The sequence below is a fragment of the Pseudomonas sp. MH10 genome, from assembly GCF_034353045.1.
Classification (GTDB): Bacteria; Pseudomonadota; Gammaproteobacteria; order Pseudomonadales; family Pseudomonadaceae; genus Aquipseudomonas.
The window spans coordinates 1,207,871-1,225,832 of sequence record NZ_CP133783.1; the positions used below are offsets into that span (position 1 = coordinate 1,207,871).

A 17,962-nucleotide genomic window follows, 5' to 3' on the forward strand; every position below is an offset into this window, starting at 1 on the left:
AGTAACCGGAGCGTTCCACCTATTTCGGGTATTCGATAACGTTTATCCACCAGCTCATGTCACCCCCCGGAGTCGGCACGATCACATCGTCGCCGACTTCTTTTTTAAGCAGCGCGCGGGCCATGGGTGAATCAATAGAGATGTAATCCATCCGCCCATAGATTTCGTCGTAACCCACCACACGAAAGCGTTTGGTTTCACCGCTTTCGTTTTCGATTTCAACCCAAGCGCCAAAATAGACCCGGCCTTCCTGCTCGGGGGAATACTCGACCACCCGCATGTCTTCCAGCCGCTTGCGCAAATAACGCACACGACGGTCGATTTCCCGCAGCAATTTCTTGTTGTACTGGTAATCGGCGTTTTCACTGCGATCACCCAACGACGCTGCCCACGTGACTTTTTGCGTCGTGTCCGGGCGTTTTACTCGCCAAAGATAATCAAGCTCCTGCTTCAGGGCCTCATGACCTTCCTTTGTAATGATCTGTGTGCTCAATCGATTGCTCGCTTATGTCTACCGCCTCTAACCCCGAGTTATCAACCCCTGCCGCGCAACACGCACCAAGTGCTTGATAAAGACTTCAGCCTGGTCAGCGCTGGGTGCTTGCACCACCGCGATGTCGAAACGGTCATTGGGAAAATCGGAGAGGGATTCGTTCTGGTCGATGAACTGGATCAGGAACGCAGCGGGTTTGCCGTTGCGTTTGGGCCAGCCTTCGAGGTAACGCAGCAGTGTCGGTTGATGCGAGCCACCCAGCAAAATCCTGGGGTTGCGGCGCGTCAGCGGTGATGTGAACGGCGATAAGCGAATAAGGGGACGCGGACAGCTCATGATGTTTTGTCTCAGCCTCAAAAATCCCGCTGGGCACGGGTGAGAGGCAACACCGAACCAGCGCTTTAGCGGTATTTAGAAGTCGGTTCAGACTTCAGATAGACGAGGATTCGATCCTTGCCTGGCGCCCCGCAAGTAGCTGTTTAAATCGGCGCATGGGCAGCATCCTAGAGAAGCGGCGTAGCCACTGTCAATAAGCGCTTAGGCTAAAACAACAAGGCCCGCATTGAGCGGGCCAGGTGGGTGATGCCGATGTTCAGCCAGTAATGGCTCGGTCCAGCGACACTCTGCCGGCACCTTCGATCAGGATCGCGATCAAGGCCCCCAACAACGCCAACGCGAACTCAAACCCGTTGTTGGCCATGAACAGGCCGTTGTGAATGTGCACCGAAAGAATCGCAACGATCGTCATGAACGATAAGGCGACCGCCGCCGGGCGCGCCAACAGCCCAATGATCAACGCTAGGCCGCCGAAGAATTCAGCACCTCCCGACAGCGATGCCATGAGATAACCCGGCGTTAAACCCAGGCTCTCCATGTATTGAGCCGTTCCGGAAAGGCCATAGCCGCCAAACAGGCCGAAGAGCTTTTGCCCGCCGTGAGCAACGAAGATGATACCGACGAGTATCCGCAAGACTGTCACGCCGTAGCCGGCACGTGTCGAAAATACTGTGTTCATCAGAGTGTTCATCGCGTGCATTCCTTTGTATGAGGGGGTTGAGATGGCCGCTATATTAATCAGTTTAATCGGTATTAAAATCCCGCAATATGCGGCATAACGATCAGTATTATCGATTACTTCGAAAGGCGATCTTTTGCTGCAGCGGTTTGGAATGAGACCCTTCCAACGACCCGCGCTCGCGATCAAACGCCAAATAATACTTGTTCACACTGTTAACGTAGCTCACAACCCCCATCCCCACCTGCTCCATAGCAATGCGCTCAACCTGAAAAAACCACTGATTCGGGTTCAATCCACGACGCTTGGCCTCAACGCGCATCGCCTCGACACGCTCAGGCCCCAAGTTGTAGGCGGCCATGACAAAGGCCATGCGTTCGCGCTCATTGACCTTGGAGCTGGAGAAATACTTGCGTTTGATCATCGCCAGGTACTTCGCACCGGCCAACACATTGCCATCGACGTTGTGAATATTGTCGACGCCGACCCGTTGCGCAGCCGAGGGGGTAATCTGCAGCAGTCCCGTGGCGTTGCCTGCGCCCCTGGCGCTTGGGTCCAGCGCCGACTCTTTAAAAGCCAACGCCGCAAGGTTCAGCCAATCCATGCCCTGCTCGTCAGCACAGCGCTGTAATACCGGCCGCAATTTCTCCAGGCGTTGGCGGTCTTCGCTGGCCAGCGGGTAATGCACTTGATACAGACCTCGGTAGGCCTTTTCGAAAGCAAAATCTTCGTCGGAAGGCACCTGATACTGCTTTAGAAACCGGTTGATACTGGCGCGTAGCATGGTAGCGTCGCGGCGCACGTACCAGTTCATGTCGCCGCTGTTGCTGAGCACCAATGAGCGGTCTACCCGCAGCTTGGGCATGACTTTGGCCCAGCGTTCGGCGATGGGTTGCTCGACCACGGTCAGGTGATAGACCCCGGCCTGAACCATCTCCAGCACGTCTTCCACTGCGAGACTGGGATCCACCCATTCGATCTTGACCGGGGGTAGTTTGCGCAGGGCGAGCTTCTGATTGAGTTGACGGACCGCGTCGTCCGCCGCACTGCCGGTGGACAGGGTCACTGTTCGCCCCGACAGTTGTTCGATGTGTTTGAAGCCGTGCTCGCCTTTGATGCCGACGACAATCAACGGCACATGACTGACCACCGGCGCGCTGGCATCTATGCGTCGGGCCGCACTGGTGTCGAGCAACTCGCCGGGTGCCACCAAGTCGCCCTCTCCGCGTTGCAACGCGGCCAGCAATTGATCCTTGGATTTGGGGATTATCTTTAAGGTCAGTTGCTGACCGTCACGGGAATGGCCGTTAAGGTATTGCTCGAAGGCACTCAGGCGATGGTACTCAACACCAATTTCTTCGCCTTGAACTTCCCCCGAACTGTTGCGGCTTTGATTGACCAGGACCCGCAGCACTTTGCTGCTGCGAATCGCTGAGAGGTCACGCACCTGGCTTTTTTTCACCACCACTGGCGGCCCCGTCAGGCGAGCGAGTGCCGGCAATGGCGACAATGCCAGTATGCAGATCACGATCAAAAACGTGGGTCGCGTCATCCGCTCTCCAGGGGAATGCGTGCCAAAATAAGCCGCAAAAAAGTCGAAAGCCAAGTGTAGACGCGAGTCAGCGACCCATCGAAACGACTAAAGCACTTCAACAACGTGTTCCAACCAGCTGTAACTGCTGTGTTTTTTTGATATCGGCTCAGGTCTGATATTCTCACCAGCCTTCGGCCTGAGGTAGCACCATGCAACTCATCGACATTGGCGTCAACCTGACCAACTCCAGCTTTGCCAATAAGGAGCAAGCGGTCCTTGATCGCGCTTACGAATCGGGTGTCAGTCAGTTGGTGTTGACCGGTACGCACATTGAAAGCAGCGAGCAGTCGCTGGAGCTGTGCCTCAGGCTCGACGAGTCCGCTCAGCGGCTGTTTTGCACCGCCGGTATTCATCCGCATTCGGCCAGTGATTGGACCTCCGACAGCGAACGCCAGTTACGAGCGCTGTTGAAAGAGGCGCGGGTGCGCGCGGTCGGTGAATGCGGGCTCGACTTCAACCGCGACTTCTCCCCGCGTTCGCAACAAGAAAAGGTGCTGGAAGAGCATTTGGCGTTAGCGGTTGAGCTGCAACTGCCGGTGTTCTTGCACGAGCGGGATGCCAATCAACGGTTGTTGGAAATACTTCGTGACTACCGCGACCGCCTGCCTGCCGCCGTCGTCCATTGCTTTACTGGCGAGCAGCGCGCGCTGTTCAGCTACTTGGATTTGGATCTGTACATCGGCATCACCGGCTGGATTTGCGATGAGCGTCGCGGTACGCACTTGCACCCGCTGGTAAAAGACATCCCACGGGGCCGATTGATGCTCGAAAGCGACGCGCCGTATTTGCTGCCGCGCAGCTTGCGACCAAAACCGAAAAACGGCCGCAATGAACCGGCTTATCTCACCGAAGTCTTGCGCGAAGTGGCGCTGCACCGTGAAGAAAGTTTGGAAGATGTGGCCGTGCACACCACCGATTGCGCACGGGCATTTTTTGGATTGCCGAGTGTCCCCGAAACACCGCGTCGCGCCCTCCCCGAATGAATTCGGTCCCACCGACAAACCGCAAAGACACTGTGGGAGCAGGCTTGCCTGCGAAGAGGCCGGTAATCGGGCCGTTGATGTCGACCTGAAACCTGCGGCGCTTGCAATGACGATTTCGTTGGCGAGCCAACTCCCACAGAGATGTCGGCAGACACGGGCACGGGATAGTAGGCACTGAAATCTGATCGCAGCCTTCGGCACTTACAAATCCGTGCATTACCTAACCTGTGGGACCGAATTTATGCGGGAAGCGTTGATCGCCTCGCCAACAAGTTGGCTCTACAGAAATTAATAAAAGGTACGGGAGATAAACATGTCGATACCTCTACTGATCCTGATTGACGTCAATCCAGATGGTTTATCCCGTTTTGAATCCGCTGGGTTCACGCTGTGCCTGGCCACTACGCCCAGTGATCGGGCCAACGCTAGCGGCACGTACGGCACCGAGATCCGCGCGGTGTTGACCAATGGTTCTACCGGATTCACCGCTGACGAAATCGCAATGTTTCCCGCGCTGGAAATCATCTGCGCCTTGGGCGCCGGCTACGAGAAAATCGACTTGCCTGCCGCCCTGTCTCGAAACATTGTGGTGACCAACGGTGCCGGCACCAACGATGCCTCGGTCGCCGACCATGCCATGGCGCTATTGATGTCCATCGCCCGTGGCATTCCCCAAGCAGACGCTGCAGTACGCCGTGGCGAGTGGGCGCAGTCACGCCAGCCGCGCCCGATGGTCTCGGGCAAAAAACTTGGCATTCTCGGGCTCGGCAACATTGGCCGGCAAATCGCGCAACGGGCCGCCAACGGTTTCAACATGCAGATCAGCTACCACAACCGCACACCACTGGCTGACTCGCCGTACACCTATTGCGCGACCCCGGAAGCGCTGGCCACGTGGGCCGACTTTATGGTGGTCGCCACCCCCGGCGGCGCAGCCACCCGGCACTTAGTCAATGCACCGGTATTGGCGGCGCTGGGCCCAAGCGGTTTTCTGATCAATATCTGCCGGGGCAGCGTTGTCGACACCGCCGCGCTGATCGCTGCATTGCAACAAAATCAAATCGCCGGGGCAGCGCTGGACGTGCTGGATGGCGAGCCCCACGTGCCGTCTGAATTTTCGACGCTGACCAACATCATCTTCACCCCGCACATTGCTGGCCGTTCGCCCGAAGCAGTGGCTGCAACCGCACAGCTCGCGCTGCAAAACCTGACTGCGCATTTCGCCGGGGAGCCCGTCCTGACTCCCGTACCCATGAGTCCACCGAGCTAAACCTGTATATCCATACAGATAACGCTTGCCTGATAAGCCAACACTGCGCATGCTGCACGCACTTCCCGCAGCAATGAAAGATCGATGACCATGCGGCTGTTCCTGTGCGAAAAACCTTCTCAGGCCAAAGACATCGCCAAAGTGCTCGGTGCTACCCGGCGCGGCGACGGCTGTTGGCTCGGGCCGGATATCACGGTGACCTGGTGCATCGGTCATTTGCTGGAAGCCGCGCCGCCCGATGCCTATGACGAGCGCTACAAACGCTGGGTGTTGGCTGATTTGCCGATTGTTCCGGCGAAATGGAAGATGCTGGTCAAGCCAAAAACCGCCAGCCAATTCAAAGCTGTCAAACGCTTGCTCGGCGACGCTCAGGAATTGATCATCGCCACCGATGCCGACCGTGAGGGCGAGATGATTGCCCGGGAACTGGTGGAGCATTGTCGCTATCGCGGGCCAATTCAGCGTTTGTGGCTTTCGGCGCTGGACGACGCCTCTATTCGCAAAGCCCTGGGGGCGCTGAAACCCGGTGCCGAGACCTTCAGCCTTTATCACTCAGCCTTGGGCCGGTCACGCGCCGACTGGCTGATTGGCATGAACATGAGCCGCCTGTTCACCTTGCTCGGCCGTCAGTCCGGCTATCAGGGTGTCTTGCCGGTAGGCCGGGTGCAAACGCCGACCTTGCGCCTTGTGGTGGACCGGGACCGTAGCATCGCCGATTTTGTGCCCGTTGCGTACTGGTCCATCGACGTTCAGTTGCTCAGCGACGGCACCTCGTTCACTGCCCCGTGGATTGCCCCGGACGATAGCTGTGATGAACAGGGCCGTTGCCAAAACCCGGCACTGGCCAATGAGGCGGCAGCCGCTTTGCGCGCCACAGCGACCGCGCGGGTGGTCAAGCTGAAAACCGAACGGATGCGGGAAGCGCCGCCGTTGCTGTTTGATCTGGGCACATTGCAGGAAGTCTGCTCAAAGAAGCTCGGGCTCGGCGCACAGGAAACCCTGGACATCGCCCAGTCGCTTTATGAGCAATACAAAATCATCACTTACCCACGCAGTGATTGCGGCTTTCTGCCACTGAGCCAACACGCTGAGGCCCCGGCGATAGTGGCCGGCTTGGGTCGAGCGGATCCGGGCTTGGCTGACCTGATGAAGCACCTCGACCCAAAGCGCCGCTCGCGGGCTTGGAACGACGCCAAGGTCAGCGCCCACCATGGCATTATTCCCACGGCGGCCACCGTGGACCTGAGCCGCTTGGCCAGCAAACAACGGGCGGTTTACACCTTGATCCGCGCACGTTATCTGGCGCAATTTCTGCCAAACCATGAATTTGATCGAACCCAGGCCGATTTTGAGTGCGCCGGGCAAAGCTTGCGTGCGGTCGGTAAATGCATCGTCGAACCCGGTTGGAAACGCGCCTTGCCGCAAGCCATGGCGCCCAGCAAAGGCCAGGAAGCGCCTGCGCCTCAAGCATTGCCCGCGCTTAGAGAGGGCCAGGAGTGCGTGGTTGAAAACGTCACACTGAAGGATATGTGGACCCAGCCGCCAAAGCCGTTCACCGAAGGCGATTTGATCAAGGCCATGAAGAACGTCGCCAAGCTGGTCAGCGATCCTCGGCTCAAGCAAAAACTGAAGGACACCACCGGCATTGGTACTGAAGCGACCCGCGCCGGGATCATTCAGGGGCTGCTCGACCGGGGTTACCTGAACAAAGTCGGCAAAGCGTTGGCCGCGTCCCCCGCTGCGTTCAGCCTGATCGACGCCGTGCCCCGCGCCATTGCCGATCCAGGGACTACTGCGATTTGGGAGCAGGCCTTGGACATGGTGCAAAGTGGAGAGATGACCCTGGAAGATTTCGTTGCCAAGCAATCGGCGTGGATGACCAAACAGGTCGCGCGCTGTACCGGATTGCAATTGACCATCAGCGGTCCGGCCAGCCCCTCGGGGCGTACCGGCGCTGCCTGGAAGAAAAAACGTAAGCCGGTGTCAGGTAAGCCTGCCGCTGCCAAGCGCACCACTTCAGCCCGAAAATAATCGATCAGTCATCCAACGACTTGGGTGGCGCTGGCGGCGCTTTCCCGGTTTTGGTTGATTTGCTGGTTTTGGTACTGGTCTGCGCTGCTGCATCCGGCGCAGGCGTTGGAGTCGTGACCGAAGTGGCCGGCGCGGAAGCCTCTTTTTCGCGCATGGGCATCTGATCGATAGCGGCAAAAATCTCCTTCGGATCAATTGGGCCGGAATGTTCAATTTTCTTTTCGCCGTCTTTGCCCACCAGAATCACCCGTGCCTCGCCCCCCGCACCGATTTTCAATTCGCGAATCAACGCCATTGTGGTTTGTGCGTCCATGCTTTTACCGTCGCGCTGGCCCATCAGATTGATCACGGTATAAAGCACCATGTGGCGTTCGTTGAAAGCAGCACGATTGGCTGGCTCGTCTAACGCCTTTTTCCAACTAACCACCGTGGGGTCGACGGAGCTTGAGGCGATGATAATCAACGGGCGCGACTGACCGCGATCTTGAGCCAAGGGATCGTCGCTGTCGGCGGCCAGCGCGGCGCCGACAACAGCCGTGAATAATGTAGCAAGTGCCAGTGACCGGATAAGCATGCACAGTTCCTTTTTGGGTATTCATGGACTAATGATTGCTTATCGTGGTGAAAGGTCCAGCCAACTGCGCAACTATCTTTCTGGAAAAAATAGAAAATGTGGAATTTGGTACGAGCAGGGTTGGCCCCCGCTCGTACATCCTGCTTACTTATGGCTTGCGGGTACTGCTTTGGCCGGTGTCGCCACCTTTTTTGCCTGCTCCCGACGTTTTATCGCGATCCTGCTGAGAAGCATTGCTTTGACCCCCTTTCTTGCTGGCGTCAGAAGCCTTGTCGCGATCACTTGAGAAACCACCTTGATTACCTTGGTTAGAGTTTCCACTGTTAGGCATGATTGCAATCCTCATATTTATTTTTAGCGGAGTAATACCTCCCCGCTTTATCTACGAATCGTCTTTTGCAAAATAGTTTTAAGAGAATGTGAGTAACTGACAAATGGCATATTGTGACAAGGACTGGAACTCAATTGCCATTAAAATGAAACTGTTACGCCATCATTCAATAAAGGTAATAACTAACAGTTCGACATTTAAAACCACAATCAGCAGAGCAACGCCCCAGGCGATAAACGTCAACCAACGCCCTGTCACAAAATCACCCATCAGTTTTCGATTTGAAACAAACCGCACTAACGGAATCACGGCGAACGGTAACTGCATAGACAGCACGACCTGACTGAACACTAATAACTTGGTGGTCCCACTGGGTCCGTACAGACTGGTTACGGCAATCACCGGAATAACCGCCAACCCTCGGGTCAACAGACGGCGCATCCAATCTGGCACTCGCAGTTCGAGAAAACCTTCCATCACAATCTGCCCGGCCAGCGTCGCCGTCACCGTCGAATTGATACCCGATGCCAGCAACGCCACGGCAAACAGGGTGGATGCAACGCCGACGCCGAGCATGGGTGAGAGCAAGTGGTAGGCCTGTTCAATGTCCAACACGTCGGTGCGACCGGCTTTGTGGAACACTTCGGCCGCCGTGATCAGAATCGCGGCGTTAACAAACAGCGCGAGCATCAACGCCACACTGCTGTCCAGGACAGCCCAACGTAGCCCGACTTTTCGCCCGGCAAGGGTCCGTGGGTAAGCGCGGGTTTGAACGATGGACGAGTGCAAGTAGAGGTTATGCGGCATCACGGTGGCGCCAATGATACCAATGGCCAAATACAGCGCAATGGGATCGGTGACGATCTGGGTGTGTGGGATGAACCCCGCCACGATGTCGCCGATGGACGGATGGACCAACAGCATTTGCACGCCAAAGCAGACAAAAATAAGGGTCAACAAGGCAATCACGAACGCTTCCAGGGAACGAAAGCCGCGCCCCATGAGCATCAGAATAAGAAATACATCGGCGACCGATATAATGACCCCCCACAACAGTGGCAGGCCAAACAGCAGGTTCAAGGCAATGGCGGTGCCGATCACCTCGGCCAGATCGCAAGCGACAATGGCACTTTCACAGGCTAGCCACAGCGCGATACACACCGGCCTGCTGTAGTGCTCACGACAGGCCTGCGCCAAGTCCAGGCCTGTGACAATACCCAGTCGTGCAGCCAGCGCTTGCAAGAGAATGGCCATCAGGCTCGATAACAAAATGACCGACAACAGCAAATAGCCAAACTGCGAGCCGCCCGCGATGTCGGTGGCCCAGTTGCCGGGGTCCATGTAGCCCACCGCTACCATGTAACCCGGTCCGGTAAAGGCCAGCAGTCGCCGGAACCAATGCCGGGCCTTGGGCAGTGCGACGCTTCCGTTGAGCGCGCCAAGGCTCAACCTTCGCACGGGGGGCGCTGGCTCACACCCGCCCACGACGGCTGTTTCGTTGTTGTCCGGTGCGCTCATTGTCCACCTTGTACGGTTACGGCCATCGATGGACATCCATTTGGCACTCCATCGGTGGATACCGCCTTAGGAGGCGAGTTCCGCCAACATCAGTCTCAGCAGTCGGTTTTCAGTCATGAAGCGACGCGTGGTTTCACGGGTGCCTTTTTTGCGGCAAGGCCTGGGCGACCCAAAAGCACCGTACACCCCGCCAATGGTCATGACATCCACCCACAATTGCATCTGTATTGCACCGCCACTGCGGATATCGCCGCACCGATCACCAGTCAAACAGGCCGCCAAACTGCCAGGGCCGGCGCAAAAAGGCGTGCCGGGCAACTGTCGGTTCGCGGCCCGATCACGGCTCATCTACTGGGACTGGTTATCGAATAGGAGAGCCTCCATGGCCGGCTTACTGTCCAGCAGAGCGAATTGCCGCTGCTGGGCCTGAAGCTCCAGCGACAGTGATTCATCCAGCGGTCGTCTCCCTTCCCCATCGGCATAGCCCAGCAGCCCGGCCGGGCAATGCCGATCATCGTCCCAGCCTGGGTAATCGAGGATCGGGTACCAACAGATGCCCTCAATCGGGACGCCGCGCGCCATGGCCAGTGTCACTTGTTCGCAGATGTACCTCATCCAACTCGCCCGGTCGTGGCCTTCTGAACCGGTTTCAGTGATCACCATCGGCCGTTGATAACGCCGCCAGGTTTCAGCCAGCATGCCGGCCAGCGGACGGTAACGTGAGTCGCCGCGAAAGATTCGAGAACCGCTGAGAATCCATTGGTTGTGCGGGTAATAGTTAACGCCAACGATGTCCAGGTACTCGGGTTTGCCCCCCAGACCTGGCCAGCGCTCACCGGTCAATAAATCCCAAGCTTCGAACTGTGACATTCGATAGCCTTCGGCCGCCGCAGTGTCTTGGTGACTTGGACTGTCAGGCAGTACATGAATAATCGGATCGGTCTGGACAAAGCGCGCCCGAGGCTCCACTGCCCGAACCGATTCGATAGCTGCAATGCTGGCCCGCACCAATTGATGCTTGAGTTCCAGTCCACGTCCGTGAGCGTTCGGTTCGAAATAACCGACATCACCGCCCGCCAAGACCAAAAAGACATCTCGTTCACAAGCGAATAAAACGGAATCTGATCCGACTCTTCCCGCACCAGGGTCGCCACGGCCCCGGCAAAACGGGCGAACCGGTCAACGAACTCCGGGCGCCAGATGTCCAAGCCTTCGGGACAGCCGTAGTGAGACAGGTCCCAAATAACCTGCGTCCTCTGCTCATTGGCCGCCCGCAGCATCGGCAAAAAGCTGCTCCAGTCGTAACGACCTGATTGGCGCTCGATCAAATACCAGCGCAGCCCATCCCGAACCGTGTTGATACCTGCCGTCGCCAGTTGCGCGTAATCCGCACCGGCCCATCGATCATGGCCACTGGAATGTATGAGGTCGAGGCGTTGCCCATCCCGCCGACGGTGAGTTGAACACTCGAAACCACCCATGAAAAAACTGTCGAACAGTTTCGCCTGGTGCATGCTCACTCCCCCACAGGGGCGGGCTGCCCTGCCTCTGCCAGCGCTTCACTGGCGGTGGTCTCTGCATCGGCGATCCGCTTGTATAACGCCAATGCCTGACCTACTACTTGATCCATGTTGTAGTACTTGTACGTCCCTAAGCGCCCAAGAAATGTCACCTCGGGGGTTTCTTCAGCGAGCGCTTTGTAGCGCGCATACAGTTCGGCATTTTCCGGGCGCGGGATCGGGTAATAGGGATCGCCGTCGTCACAGGGAAATTCATAAGTGAGGCTGGTCAGCGGGTGCTCCTGCCCGGTCAAGTGTTTGTATTCAGTGATCCGGGTGTAGGACACCGTCTCTGCGGGGTAGTTGACCACCGCCACTGATTGGAACTGTTCCTGATTCACGGTTTCATGGTGAAAGCGCAACGAGCGGTACGGCAATCGACCGAGGCTGTGACCAAAGAACTCATCAATCGGACCGCAATACACCAAGTGCCGATAGCTCACGCGTTCGCGCACGTCTTCAAAATCGGCATCAAGCATGATGTCGATGCCCGGATGATCTAGCATGCGCTCAAACATGTGCGTATAGCCGTGCAGCGGCATCATTTGGAAAGTGTCGGTGAAATAGCGATCATCCGTGGTGGTGCGGGTCGGTATTCTCGAGGTGACCGATTTATCCAACTCAGAAGGATCCAGGCCCCATTGCTTGCGGGTATAGCCCCGGAAAAACTTCTCATACAGCTCGCGGCCGATCTGATTAATCACCACGTCTTGCGAGGTGCGAATATCAGCCACCGGCTCCGCACGACGGGCGAGAAAATCCTGCGCCTGCGCTTCGGTCAGCGATAACCCATACAGGCCATTGAGGGTCGTCAAGTTGATGGGAATCGGCAGCAGGTGCTCGTCGATTTGTGCCAACACTCGATGCTCATAGGGACGCCACTCGGTGAACTCAGACAAGTAATCGACAATGCGCTGGGCGTTGGTATGAAAGATATGCGGCCCGTAACGATGAACCAAAATTCCGGCGTCGTTGTAGTGGTCGTAAGCATTGCCGCCAACGTGCTCACGGCGATCGATGAGCAACACTCGCTTGCCGAGCCCGGCCGCCAACCGCTCCGCTAGCACGCTTCCAGCAAACCCGGCGCCGACAATTAAATAGTCGTAACGACAGGCTTGCTCAGCCATCTCCAAGGTTATTTTAGGCATGCGATCTGCTCCTTGATCTGGGTCCAGGTATGGTCCCAAGACTTGCCTTCTAACGCTTCATCCGCGTGCCGATACAGGGTTTGCAAATCACTGCGGTCCGCCAATGCCGCTTTGATCGCCGAGGCAAAATCCTCGGCAGCGCCGGCGATCCGAACCACGGGGCTGTTGCCGTACATGCGCCCGACGTCGATGATCGGCGTCGACACCACCGGGCAGCCGCCCGCCAGGTATTCAGGAGTTTTGGTCGGGCTGATGAACCGCGTGGATTCATTGATCGCAAACGGCATCAGTGCCACGTCCCAGCCACTGAGGTAATCCGGCAGTTGTGCGTAATCCTTGCCGCCCAAATAGTGAATATTGCTCATGCGGGGCAGACACGCGGGATCGATTTTCACCACCGGTCCAATCAATACGAACTGCCAGTGCGGATATTCCACGGCCAATCCAGCCAACAGCTCACTGTCGAAACGCTCATCGATAACACCAAAAAAACCCAGGCGCGGATGAGCGATGGCGCGTTGATCAGCAGGTTCGACGGTGATGGTCCGGGCCTTGGCAAAATGCTCGACGTCGACGCTGCTGGGCATTGGGTGGACGTTGCCGTGCTGACCGCGCTTCGCTTCCCAAAGGCTATAACCGCCCGTGAATACCACGTCGGCGCGCTCGAGCAACTGGCGTTCTTTCTCGAGCAAATCGGGCGGTGCACCTTTGAACGCGGACAACTCATCCATGCAATCGAACACCGTGACCTGGGCCTGCAAATGTTCAGTGAAGGCAAGGCTCATGGGCGTGAAGTACCACAGCAGTAATTCCAGAGGCGGATGTGCGGCCAAATAGGTGTCGATTAATTGACGCTGGAGTTGAATCACCGCCTCGGCCGTTAAACCGGTCGGGACGTGGGGGATAAGCACCTTGACGCCACTCGCTTGCACCTGCTCTTCAAGCCAGGCGTCCGACCGGTCCGAGCGCAACGGCTCTTCAAAAAAAAGCACCTGATAGTCCTGGGTAAAGCGCGACATCAAATGCTGCGGACGCTGATAAACAAATCCCCAGCGCAAATGCGACAGGCACAACAACGTCGGTCGCAGGTTGGCGGTGAGTGCCTCAACGGCTTGGGAAATCTCTTGCTGATCATCAAGAGCGTCGGGGTATTGCGTCTGGGCTTCTTCCATCTTTTCTTCCTCTGGAAAGACGTCTTTACGTATCTCGTTATTACTACCTCTTTACCTACCAACGAGGGCTAACACCCAATAATCGTGCAACGGATATGCAGATACCCATGAAGGCAACAACACTGTCAGCCAGACGCAAGACACCCGGTAAAACCCCCTGTTACTCCTATGGGAGTGACCCTCTGGCACAGGCGTTCAGCGCAAATAAAAACGAAGCGACGAAGCGTCACCACCGGTCAGTAACGTGCGCTGAACTCGTGCTGAACCTCGCTCTCCGACTATTCAAGAGCAGCGAGAATCCTGTGCGAACCGTCAGCATTTATTGCCCGGTATACAGCGGCGCACGTCAGCTCGATCAGGCCGCTGCTCGGTTGGGCTGTCCGCGTTGCCGGTCAATGAGTGTTTGCAGGTTCGAGGAATACCCAATGATTCTAGTGACCGGGGGTGCGGGCTATATAGGCGCGCATGCAGTGCTTGCATTGCTGCAAAACGGGTATGAAGTCGTGGTGTTGGACAATCTGTGCAACAGCTCCAGAGTGTCCTTGGAACGGGTCGCCCGCCTGGTCGGGACCCGACCACAATTTGTGTTGGGGGACGTGCGAAATCGACGTTTACTGGACAAAGTATTCGCCACCTATCCAATCGATGCGGTGATGCATTTCGCCGGATTAAAAGCGGTAGGTGAAAGCGTCCGCGAACCTCTCCGGTATTTCGAAACCAACGTCAGCGGCAGCGTGACCCTGTGCCAGGCAATGGCCCATGCCGGGGTGTTCACCCTGGTGTTCAGTTCATCGGCCACGGTGTATGGCGAGAGCGAAAGCATGCCCATCAGCGAAAGTGCCGAACTGGGTTCGCCAACCAATCCTTACGGCCATTCAAAACTCATGGCCGAACATGTGATGCGCAGCGTGGCGCACTCGGATCCACGCTGGGCCATCGGCCTGCTGCGCTACTTCAACCCTATTGGTGCGCACCCTTCCGGTCTGCTGGGTGAAGCGCCGAAAAACATCCCGAATAACCTGCTGCCGTATTTGCTCCAAGTGGCCCTGAAGCAATTGCCGGTACTGCGTATCTACGGCGACGACTACCCCACACCGGACGGCACCGGGATTCGCGATTACCTGCACGTGGTGGACTTGGCCGAAGGTCATTTGATGGCGCTCAAACGCCTGCGCAACCAACCGGGAATCTCAACCTGGAACCTCGGCACCGGTCGTGGTTATTCAGTACTGGAAGTGCTCCGCGCCTTCGAAAACGTCGTTGGTAAACGCATGCCGGTCAGCGTCGAGCCACGGCGCAGCGGTGACATCGCCCAGTGCTGGTCAGACCCAAGCAAAGCCCGCGAAGAATTGGGTTGGGAATCGAAACGGGATTTGAACTGCATGCTTGAAGATGCCTGGCGTTGGCAGTGCTTGAATCCGAATGGGTATGCGGTGGATGCGGTGGCGGTTTAGACGTTCGGTAGCAAACCCGGCCCGCAAATAATGGGCCGGGTTAACCCACTCCATCAACCCTGCCGCGTCACAGTCAGGGCCACCGCTGCGATTCGGTCGACGCTCTCATAACCTTGGGTCGCCAGTTCCTCACCGAAGACATCTGGGTCCAGTTCACGGTAGGTCCAGGTGTAATCCGGCTGGTCCAATTGATCTTTCAAAGCCGCGATAAACGGATCGTTACCGTCAACCATGGCGACCCCGGTGTACAGCAGCAGCGAGCCGCCCACCGATAGCCTTGGCAGGGCTTCTTCTACGATACGCCGTGATAATTCAGCCCCCAGATCACCCCCGCCGTGACGGTAGGCGCGCTGGCCGGGGTCTTTCATGTAGGGCGGATTCGCGACGATGAGGTCGAAGGTGCCAATGACGTCTCGCAGCACATCGCTGTGCTGACACGATACGTTGCTGACCCCGGCCAGCGCGGCGTTGACCGAGGTCATGCGTAGGGCCATGGGGTTGATGTCCGTCGCCAACACTTGCGCTTCGCGCCGGGCTTTGGCAACGAGAATGGCGCCGGCGCCAGAGCCACAACCAATGTCGATCACGTGGTTGATGTCGTGGAAGCTACTTTGCAGATGGGCTTCGATCACTTGGGCAAATCGATAGGTGTCGGGACCAAAAAAAACCGCGTCGTTGGCGGTGGTTGGAAAGCCGGAGTGGACCAACAGCAAATCACCCAGGGTCGACCAGCGAACCTTGCTCAGCATTCCCTTAGGCCTCTCCTCGATAACGCCTGCCTGGCGCATCTGCTCCAGTTCGTCGGCGGACATCAGCGATGGCGTAAAGAGTCGGCTCCAACCAAATACATCGCGCAAGGTGGTCGCGGTTTTCGAAGCCGCACGCTCATTGACCCGACGGTGTGTCAGCGGCGTCACCGTGGTGAAGTGGTATCCATCCGCCTGAAGACGACGCCCCAGTTGCAACAGCGCGGTATCTGCGGCCAATTGTTGGTCATCGGCTTGCATGTCATCTCCCTCTTTTAAACCCTATTGCCCGATAAATTCAGAAAACAGCCGAGTCGCTAACAGTCCAGCAGGGGTCGAATGCCGACCCGGTGACATGCGTTCGATGAGGTATAAAATCTGATGCTGCTGACTCATGGTTTGCAGTTCGGTGCGAAGGCGGTCCATGTCGATGTCGACTGTCTTGGCCGGCAGGCTGACCAGTGATTCACGCTGGGGTGATGCTTCGCTGGGAGTGAAACGAGACCGCACATTGGCGGTATTTACAGGGCGCGCACGGGGTTGGAATTGAGCCTGTTCTGGGCGCCAATCGCCTGAAATCCAATCTCGCAGCAATTGTTTTTCATAGGGGCTGAACACCCCAAACATGGACGCGCCAGGGCCGTCGATCAGTTGCCAAAAGCAGCTGAGTTGCGGGTCTTGATGGCGCTTGATCCAGCCTTTGTTTTCTAGCGCAGCCAGGAATTCCGGGATTTTTCCTGACAACTGCAACCATTGGTTAACCGTCCGACCTTCGAACTTGCAGTAGTCGGAATGCATCTGCTGACCAAAGCCGCGCTTGCGCTCCAGCATCTGAATCACTTCATGTTCGAGGTCGAAGGACGCAATCACTGCGGTCGTATTCACACCCAGGTTGTTAAGCCGATAGCCCAACGCAATCCGTTGGTAAAAATCAGAGGGATTACTGTCGACCGGCATTAACTGCGATACCGAGTGCGCCGCCCTGCGCGCATGTCCGGAACTGGCGTTGTCAATGGTCACGTGCAGCGTGAAGTAATAAGGATCGATGCCCAATTCGCTGAGTTCATAAGCGGTAATCAGCAGGTGCAAAGGCAGCTGTTCGTAGCCAAGATTAAAGCCGATCACTTCCGGCAAAAAATGCCGAACGTTATAGCCCAGCGCAAGTTGCAAGGCGCCCTGAAGATAGAACTGGTCGTGCAATTCGATTGAAGCTTCGCAGCCCTGTTCGGCGAGCAATTTGCGGTAGATAACCACATGATTCTGCGCAGGATCACCGTCGCCCAACTCTTCGAGGTAGGTACGCACCAGCCCGTCAAAACGGTAGTCGTCCCAATGCCGCAATACCCCGTACAACCAAGCGCCGTCCACCGCTTTGCTCGGTGCAACGCATTGCAGGAAATACAGCGCATGCGCCCTGTTGGTGAAGTAGCGACGATTGCCACCATTTCGTCGTGTTTTCAAGTACTCCGCGTACTGCTCACCCACCTGAGCGGCGTTGGTTTCAATCCAGGCTTCCAATGCCGATGGGCTATCAGGAAGGTCACAAGGATGCTCACCTACCGCCGCCAACTGCTGGTGCAAAAACTCCCGGGCGTCGCCGATTGCCTCCGCACTCGGCGTCTGCATCAGTGCGTCGTACCGCCGTTTTGTATCGTCTTCGCCGTGGGCCGGGTATACGGCGGAAACAGCGTGCAAGGCAGGGATTCGAAAGGTATTCATGGCCACTCCAAGCAAAAGACGGGGGCCTTTTCGGCGCCTCCAGTCAGACCGTGTTTGGCCTGCGCATATACAACGGAGCCATGGCCGCTGCAAAAATTCATTGAATTTGAAATAAGGCGGACGGGTGGGAGATGCTGATCGAACAACCAAGGAGCCAACTAGTTGGCGAAGCGACGTAACCTGTACGCCGAAGCTCTCGCCAACACGTTGGCTCCTACAGATCGGGTCATTCACCAGCATGGGGTTTCGGTGTTAGCGGGGGTGAGAGTGGTAAGCTTTTTCCGAGGTTCTTGTAAGGCTGTACAGCTTGGCTTGTAGGGCGTCTCTCCATTTTTTCGGCGATATTTTACTTCGG

16 protein-coding genes and 1 pseudogene are annotated in these 17,962 nt (G+C 56.9%); 4 read left to right on the forward strand and 13 right to left on the reverse strand.

All coding sequences use genetic code 11. From position 1 onward, the window contains the following. Nucleotides 1–19 precede the first annotated feature (19 nt). From greB to RHM59_RS05435, 4 genes are all read right to left on the reverse strand, one after another. Nucleotides 20–493, reverse strand: coding sequence for a transcription elongation factor GreB (gene greB, locus RHM59_RS05420; protein WP_322169848.1), 474 nt, complete (start codon nt 491–493; stop codon nt 20–22). Between the two features lie 27 nt (nt 494–520). After that, complete coding sequence (locus tag RHM59_RS05425; RefSeq protein WP_322169841.1) at nt 521–829, reverse strand: class I SAM-dependent methyltransferase; 309 nt, start codon at nt 827–829, stop codon at nt 521–523. A 256-nt stretch (nt 830–1,085) separates the two neighbouring features. Then, nucleotides 1,086–1,520 carry a DoxX family protein gene (locus RHM59_RS05430; RefSeq protein ID WP_322286114.1) on the reverse strand — a complete coding sequence of 145 codons (435 nt, stop codon included), beginning with the start codon at nt 1,518–1,520 and terminating at the stop codon, nt 1,086–1,088. Nucleotides 1,521–1,617: 97 nt separating this feature from the next. Further along, nucleotides 1,618–3,060: a transglycosylase SLT domain-containing protein gene (locus tag RHM59_RS05435; RefSeq protein ID WP_322169837.1), complete on the reverse strand. Its 1,443-nt coding sequence runs from the start codon at nt 3,058–3,060 to the stop codon at nt 1,618–1,620. Between the two features lie 191 nt (nt 3,061–3,251). On the opposite strand from RHM59_RS05435, the gene RHM59_RS05440 reads away from it, so the two are divergent. The 3 genes from RHM59_RS05440 (at nt 3,252) to RHM59_RS05450 (ending at nt 7,386) form a co-directional block, all read left to right on the forward strand. Next, on the forward strand, nt 3,252–4,085 hold the full coding sequence (locus RHM59_RS05440) for a TatD family hydrolase (protein ID WP_322286115.1): 834 nt from the start codon (nt 3,252–3,254) through the stop codon (nt 4,083–4,085). Nucleotides 4,086–4,398: 313 nt separating this feature from the next. Beyond that, complete coding sequence (locus RHM59_RS05445) at nt 4,399–5,355, forward strand: 2-hydroxyacid dehydrogenase (protein WP_322286116.1); 957 nt, start codon at nt 4,399–4,401, stop codon at nt 5,353–5,355. A 90-nt stretch (nt 5,356–5,445) separates the two neighbouring features. Further along, nucleotides 5,446–7,386: a DNA topoisomerase III gene (locus tag RHM59_RS05450; RefSeq protein ID WP_322286117.1), complete on the forward strand. Its 1,941-nt coding sequence runs from the start codon at nt 5,446–5,448 to the stop codon at nt 7,384–7,386. A 4-nt stretch (nt 7,387–7,390) separates the two neighbouring features. Here the strand turns inward: RHM59_RS05450 and RHM59_RS05455 are convergent, their stop codons facing one another. The 7 genes and pseudogenes from RHM59_RS05455 to RHM59_RS05485 form a co-directional block, all read right to left on the reverse strand. Continuing rightward, on the reverse strand, nt 7,391–7,960 hold the full coding sequence (locus RHM59_RS05455) for a DUF4174 domain-containing protein (protein WP_322169831.1): 570 nt from the start codon (nt 7,958–7,960) through the stop codon (nt 7,391–7,393). Nucleotides 7,961–8,108: 148 nt separating this feature from the next. Beyond that, on the reverse strand, nt 8,109–8,291 hold the full coding sequence (locus RHM59_RS05460) for a KGG domain-containing protein (RefSeq protein WP_322286118.1): 183 nt from the start codon (nt 8,289–8,291) through the stop codon (nt 8,109–8,111). A gap of 162 nt (nt 8,292–8,453) precedes the next feature. Further along, nucleotides 8,454–9,809 (reverse strand): Nramp family divalent metal transporter, encoded by a 1,356-nt coding sequence (locus tag RHM59_RS05465; protein ID WP_322169827.1) that lies wholly within the window; start codon nt 9,807–9,809, stop codon nt 8,454–8,456. A 66-nt stretch (nt 9,810–9,875) separates the two neighbouring features. Beyond that, complete coding sequence (locus tag RHM59_RS05470; protein WP_322286119.1) at nt 9,876–10,157, reverse strand: hypothetical protein; 282 nt, start codon at nt 10,155–10,157, stop codon at nt 9,876–9,878. Further along, nucleotides 10,158–11,323: pseudogene (locus RHM59_RS05475) on the reverse strand (beta-glucosidase). A gap of 2 nt (nt 11,324–11,325) precedes the next feature. Continuing rightward, complete coding sequence (gene glf / locus RHM59_RS05480) at nt 11,326–12,516, reverse strand: UDP-galactopyranose mutase (RefSeq protein ID WP_322286120.1); 1,191 nt, start codon at nt 12,514–12,516, stop codon at nt 11,326–11,328. Further along, nucleotides 12,504–13,688, reverse strand: a complete 1,185-nt coding sequence (locus RHM59_RS05485) for a glycosyltransferase family 1 protein (RefSeq protein WP_322286121.1) — start codon at nt 13,686–13,688, stop codon at nt 12,504–12,506. The genes glf and RHM59_RS05485 overlap by 13 nt, the downstream gene beginning before the upstream one ends. Before the next feature lie 425 nt (nt 13,689–14,113). Here RHM59_RS05485 and galE point away from each other — a divergent pair, with 425 nt between their 5' ends. Further along, nucleotides 14,114–15,142 carry a UDP-glucose 4-epimerase GalE gene (galE, locus tag RHM59_RS05490; protein ID WP_322183928.1) on the forward strand — a complete coding sequence of 343 codons (1,029 nt, stop codon included), beginning with the start codon at nt 14,114–14,116 and terminating at the stop codon, nt 15,140–15,142. A gap of 53 nt (nt 15,143–15,195) precedes the next feature. On the opposite strand, the gene RHM59_RS05495 is transcribed toward galE, so the two are convergent. Together RHM59_RS05495 and RHM59_RS05500 are read right to left on the reverse strand one after the other, a co-directional pair. Beyond that, nucleotides 15,196–16,149 (reverse strand): class I SAM-dependent methyltransferase, encoded by a 954-nt coding sequence (locus tag RHM59_RS05495; protein WP_322286122.1) that lies wholly within the window; start codon nt 16,147–16,149, stop codon nt 15,196–15,198. A 21-nt stretch (nt 16,150–16,170) separates the two neighbouring features. Beyond that, nucleotides 16,171–17,607: an iron-containing redox enzyme family protein gene (locus RHM59_RS05500; protein ID WP_416195055.1), complete on the reverse strand. Its 1,437-nt coding sequence runs from the start codon at nt 17,605–17,607 to the stop codon at nt 16,171–16,173. Between the last annotated feature and the right edge of the window lie 355 nt (nt 17,608–17,962).

Bases quoted from the DNA above. Each gene is read 5' to 3' on its own strand.
- RHM59_RS05425 (WP_322169841.1), bottom strand. From the start codon at position 829: ATGAGCTGTCCGCGTCCCCTTATTCGCTTATCGCCGTTCACATCACCG.
- RHM59_RS05430 (WP_322286114.1), bottom strand. From the start codon at position 1,520: ATGAACACTCTGATGAACACAGTATTTTCGACACGTGCCGGCTACGGC.
- RHM59_RS05435 (WP_322169837.1), bottom strand. From the start codon at position 3,060: ATGACGCGACCCACGTTTTTGATCGTGATCTGCATACTGGCATTGTCG.
- RHM59_RS05440 (WP_322286115.1), top strand. From the start codon at position 3,252: ATGCAACTCATCGACATTGGCGTCAACCTGACCAACTCCAGCTTTGCC.
- RHM59_RS05445 (WP_322286116.1), top strand. From the start codon at position 4,399: ATGTCGATACCTCTACTGATCCTGATTGACGTCAATCCAGATGGTTTA.
- RHM59_RS05450 (WP_322286117.1), top strand. From the start codon at position 5,446: ATGCGGCTGTTCCTGTGCGAAAAACCTTCTCAGGCCAAAGACATCGCC.
- RHM59_RS05455 (WP_322169831.1), bottom strand. From the start codon at position 7,960: ATGCTTATCCGGTCACTGGCACTTGCTACATTATTCACGGCTGTTGTC.
- RHM59_RS05460 (WP_322286118.1), bottom strand. From the start codon at position 8,291: ATGCCTAACAGTGGAAACTCTAACCAAGGTAATCAAGGTGGTTTCTCA.
- RHM59_RS05465 (WP_322169827.1), bottom strand. From the start codon at position 9,809: ATGAGCGCACCGGACAACAACGAAACAGCCGTCGTGGGCGGGTGTGAG.
- RHM59_RS05470 (WP_322286119.1), bottom strand. From the start codon at position 10,157: ATGAGCCGTGATCGGGCCGCGAACCGACAGTTGCCCGGCACGCCTTTT.
- glf (WP_322286120.1), bottom strand. From the start codon at position 12,516: ATGCCTAAAATAACCTTGGAGATGGCTGAGCAAGCCTGTCGTTACGAC.
- RHM59_RS05485 (WP_322286121.1), bottom strand. From the start codon at position 13,688: ATGGAAGAAGCCCAGACGCAATACCCCGACGCTCTTGATGATCAGCAA.
- galE (WP_322183928.1), top strand. From the start codon at position 14,114: ATGATTCTAGTGACCGGGGGTGCGGGCTATATAGGCGCGCATGCAGTG.
- RHM59_RS05495 (WP_322286122.1), bottom strand. From the start codon at position 16,149: ATGCAAGCCGATGACCAACAATTGGCCGCAGATACCGCGCTGTTGCAA.
- RHM59_RS05500 (WP_416195055.1), bottom strand. From the start codon at position 17,607: ATGAATACCTTTCGAATCCCTGCCTTGCACGCTGTTTCCGCCGTATAC.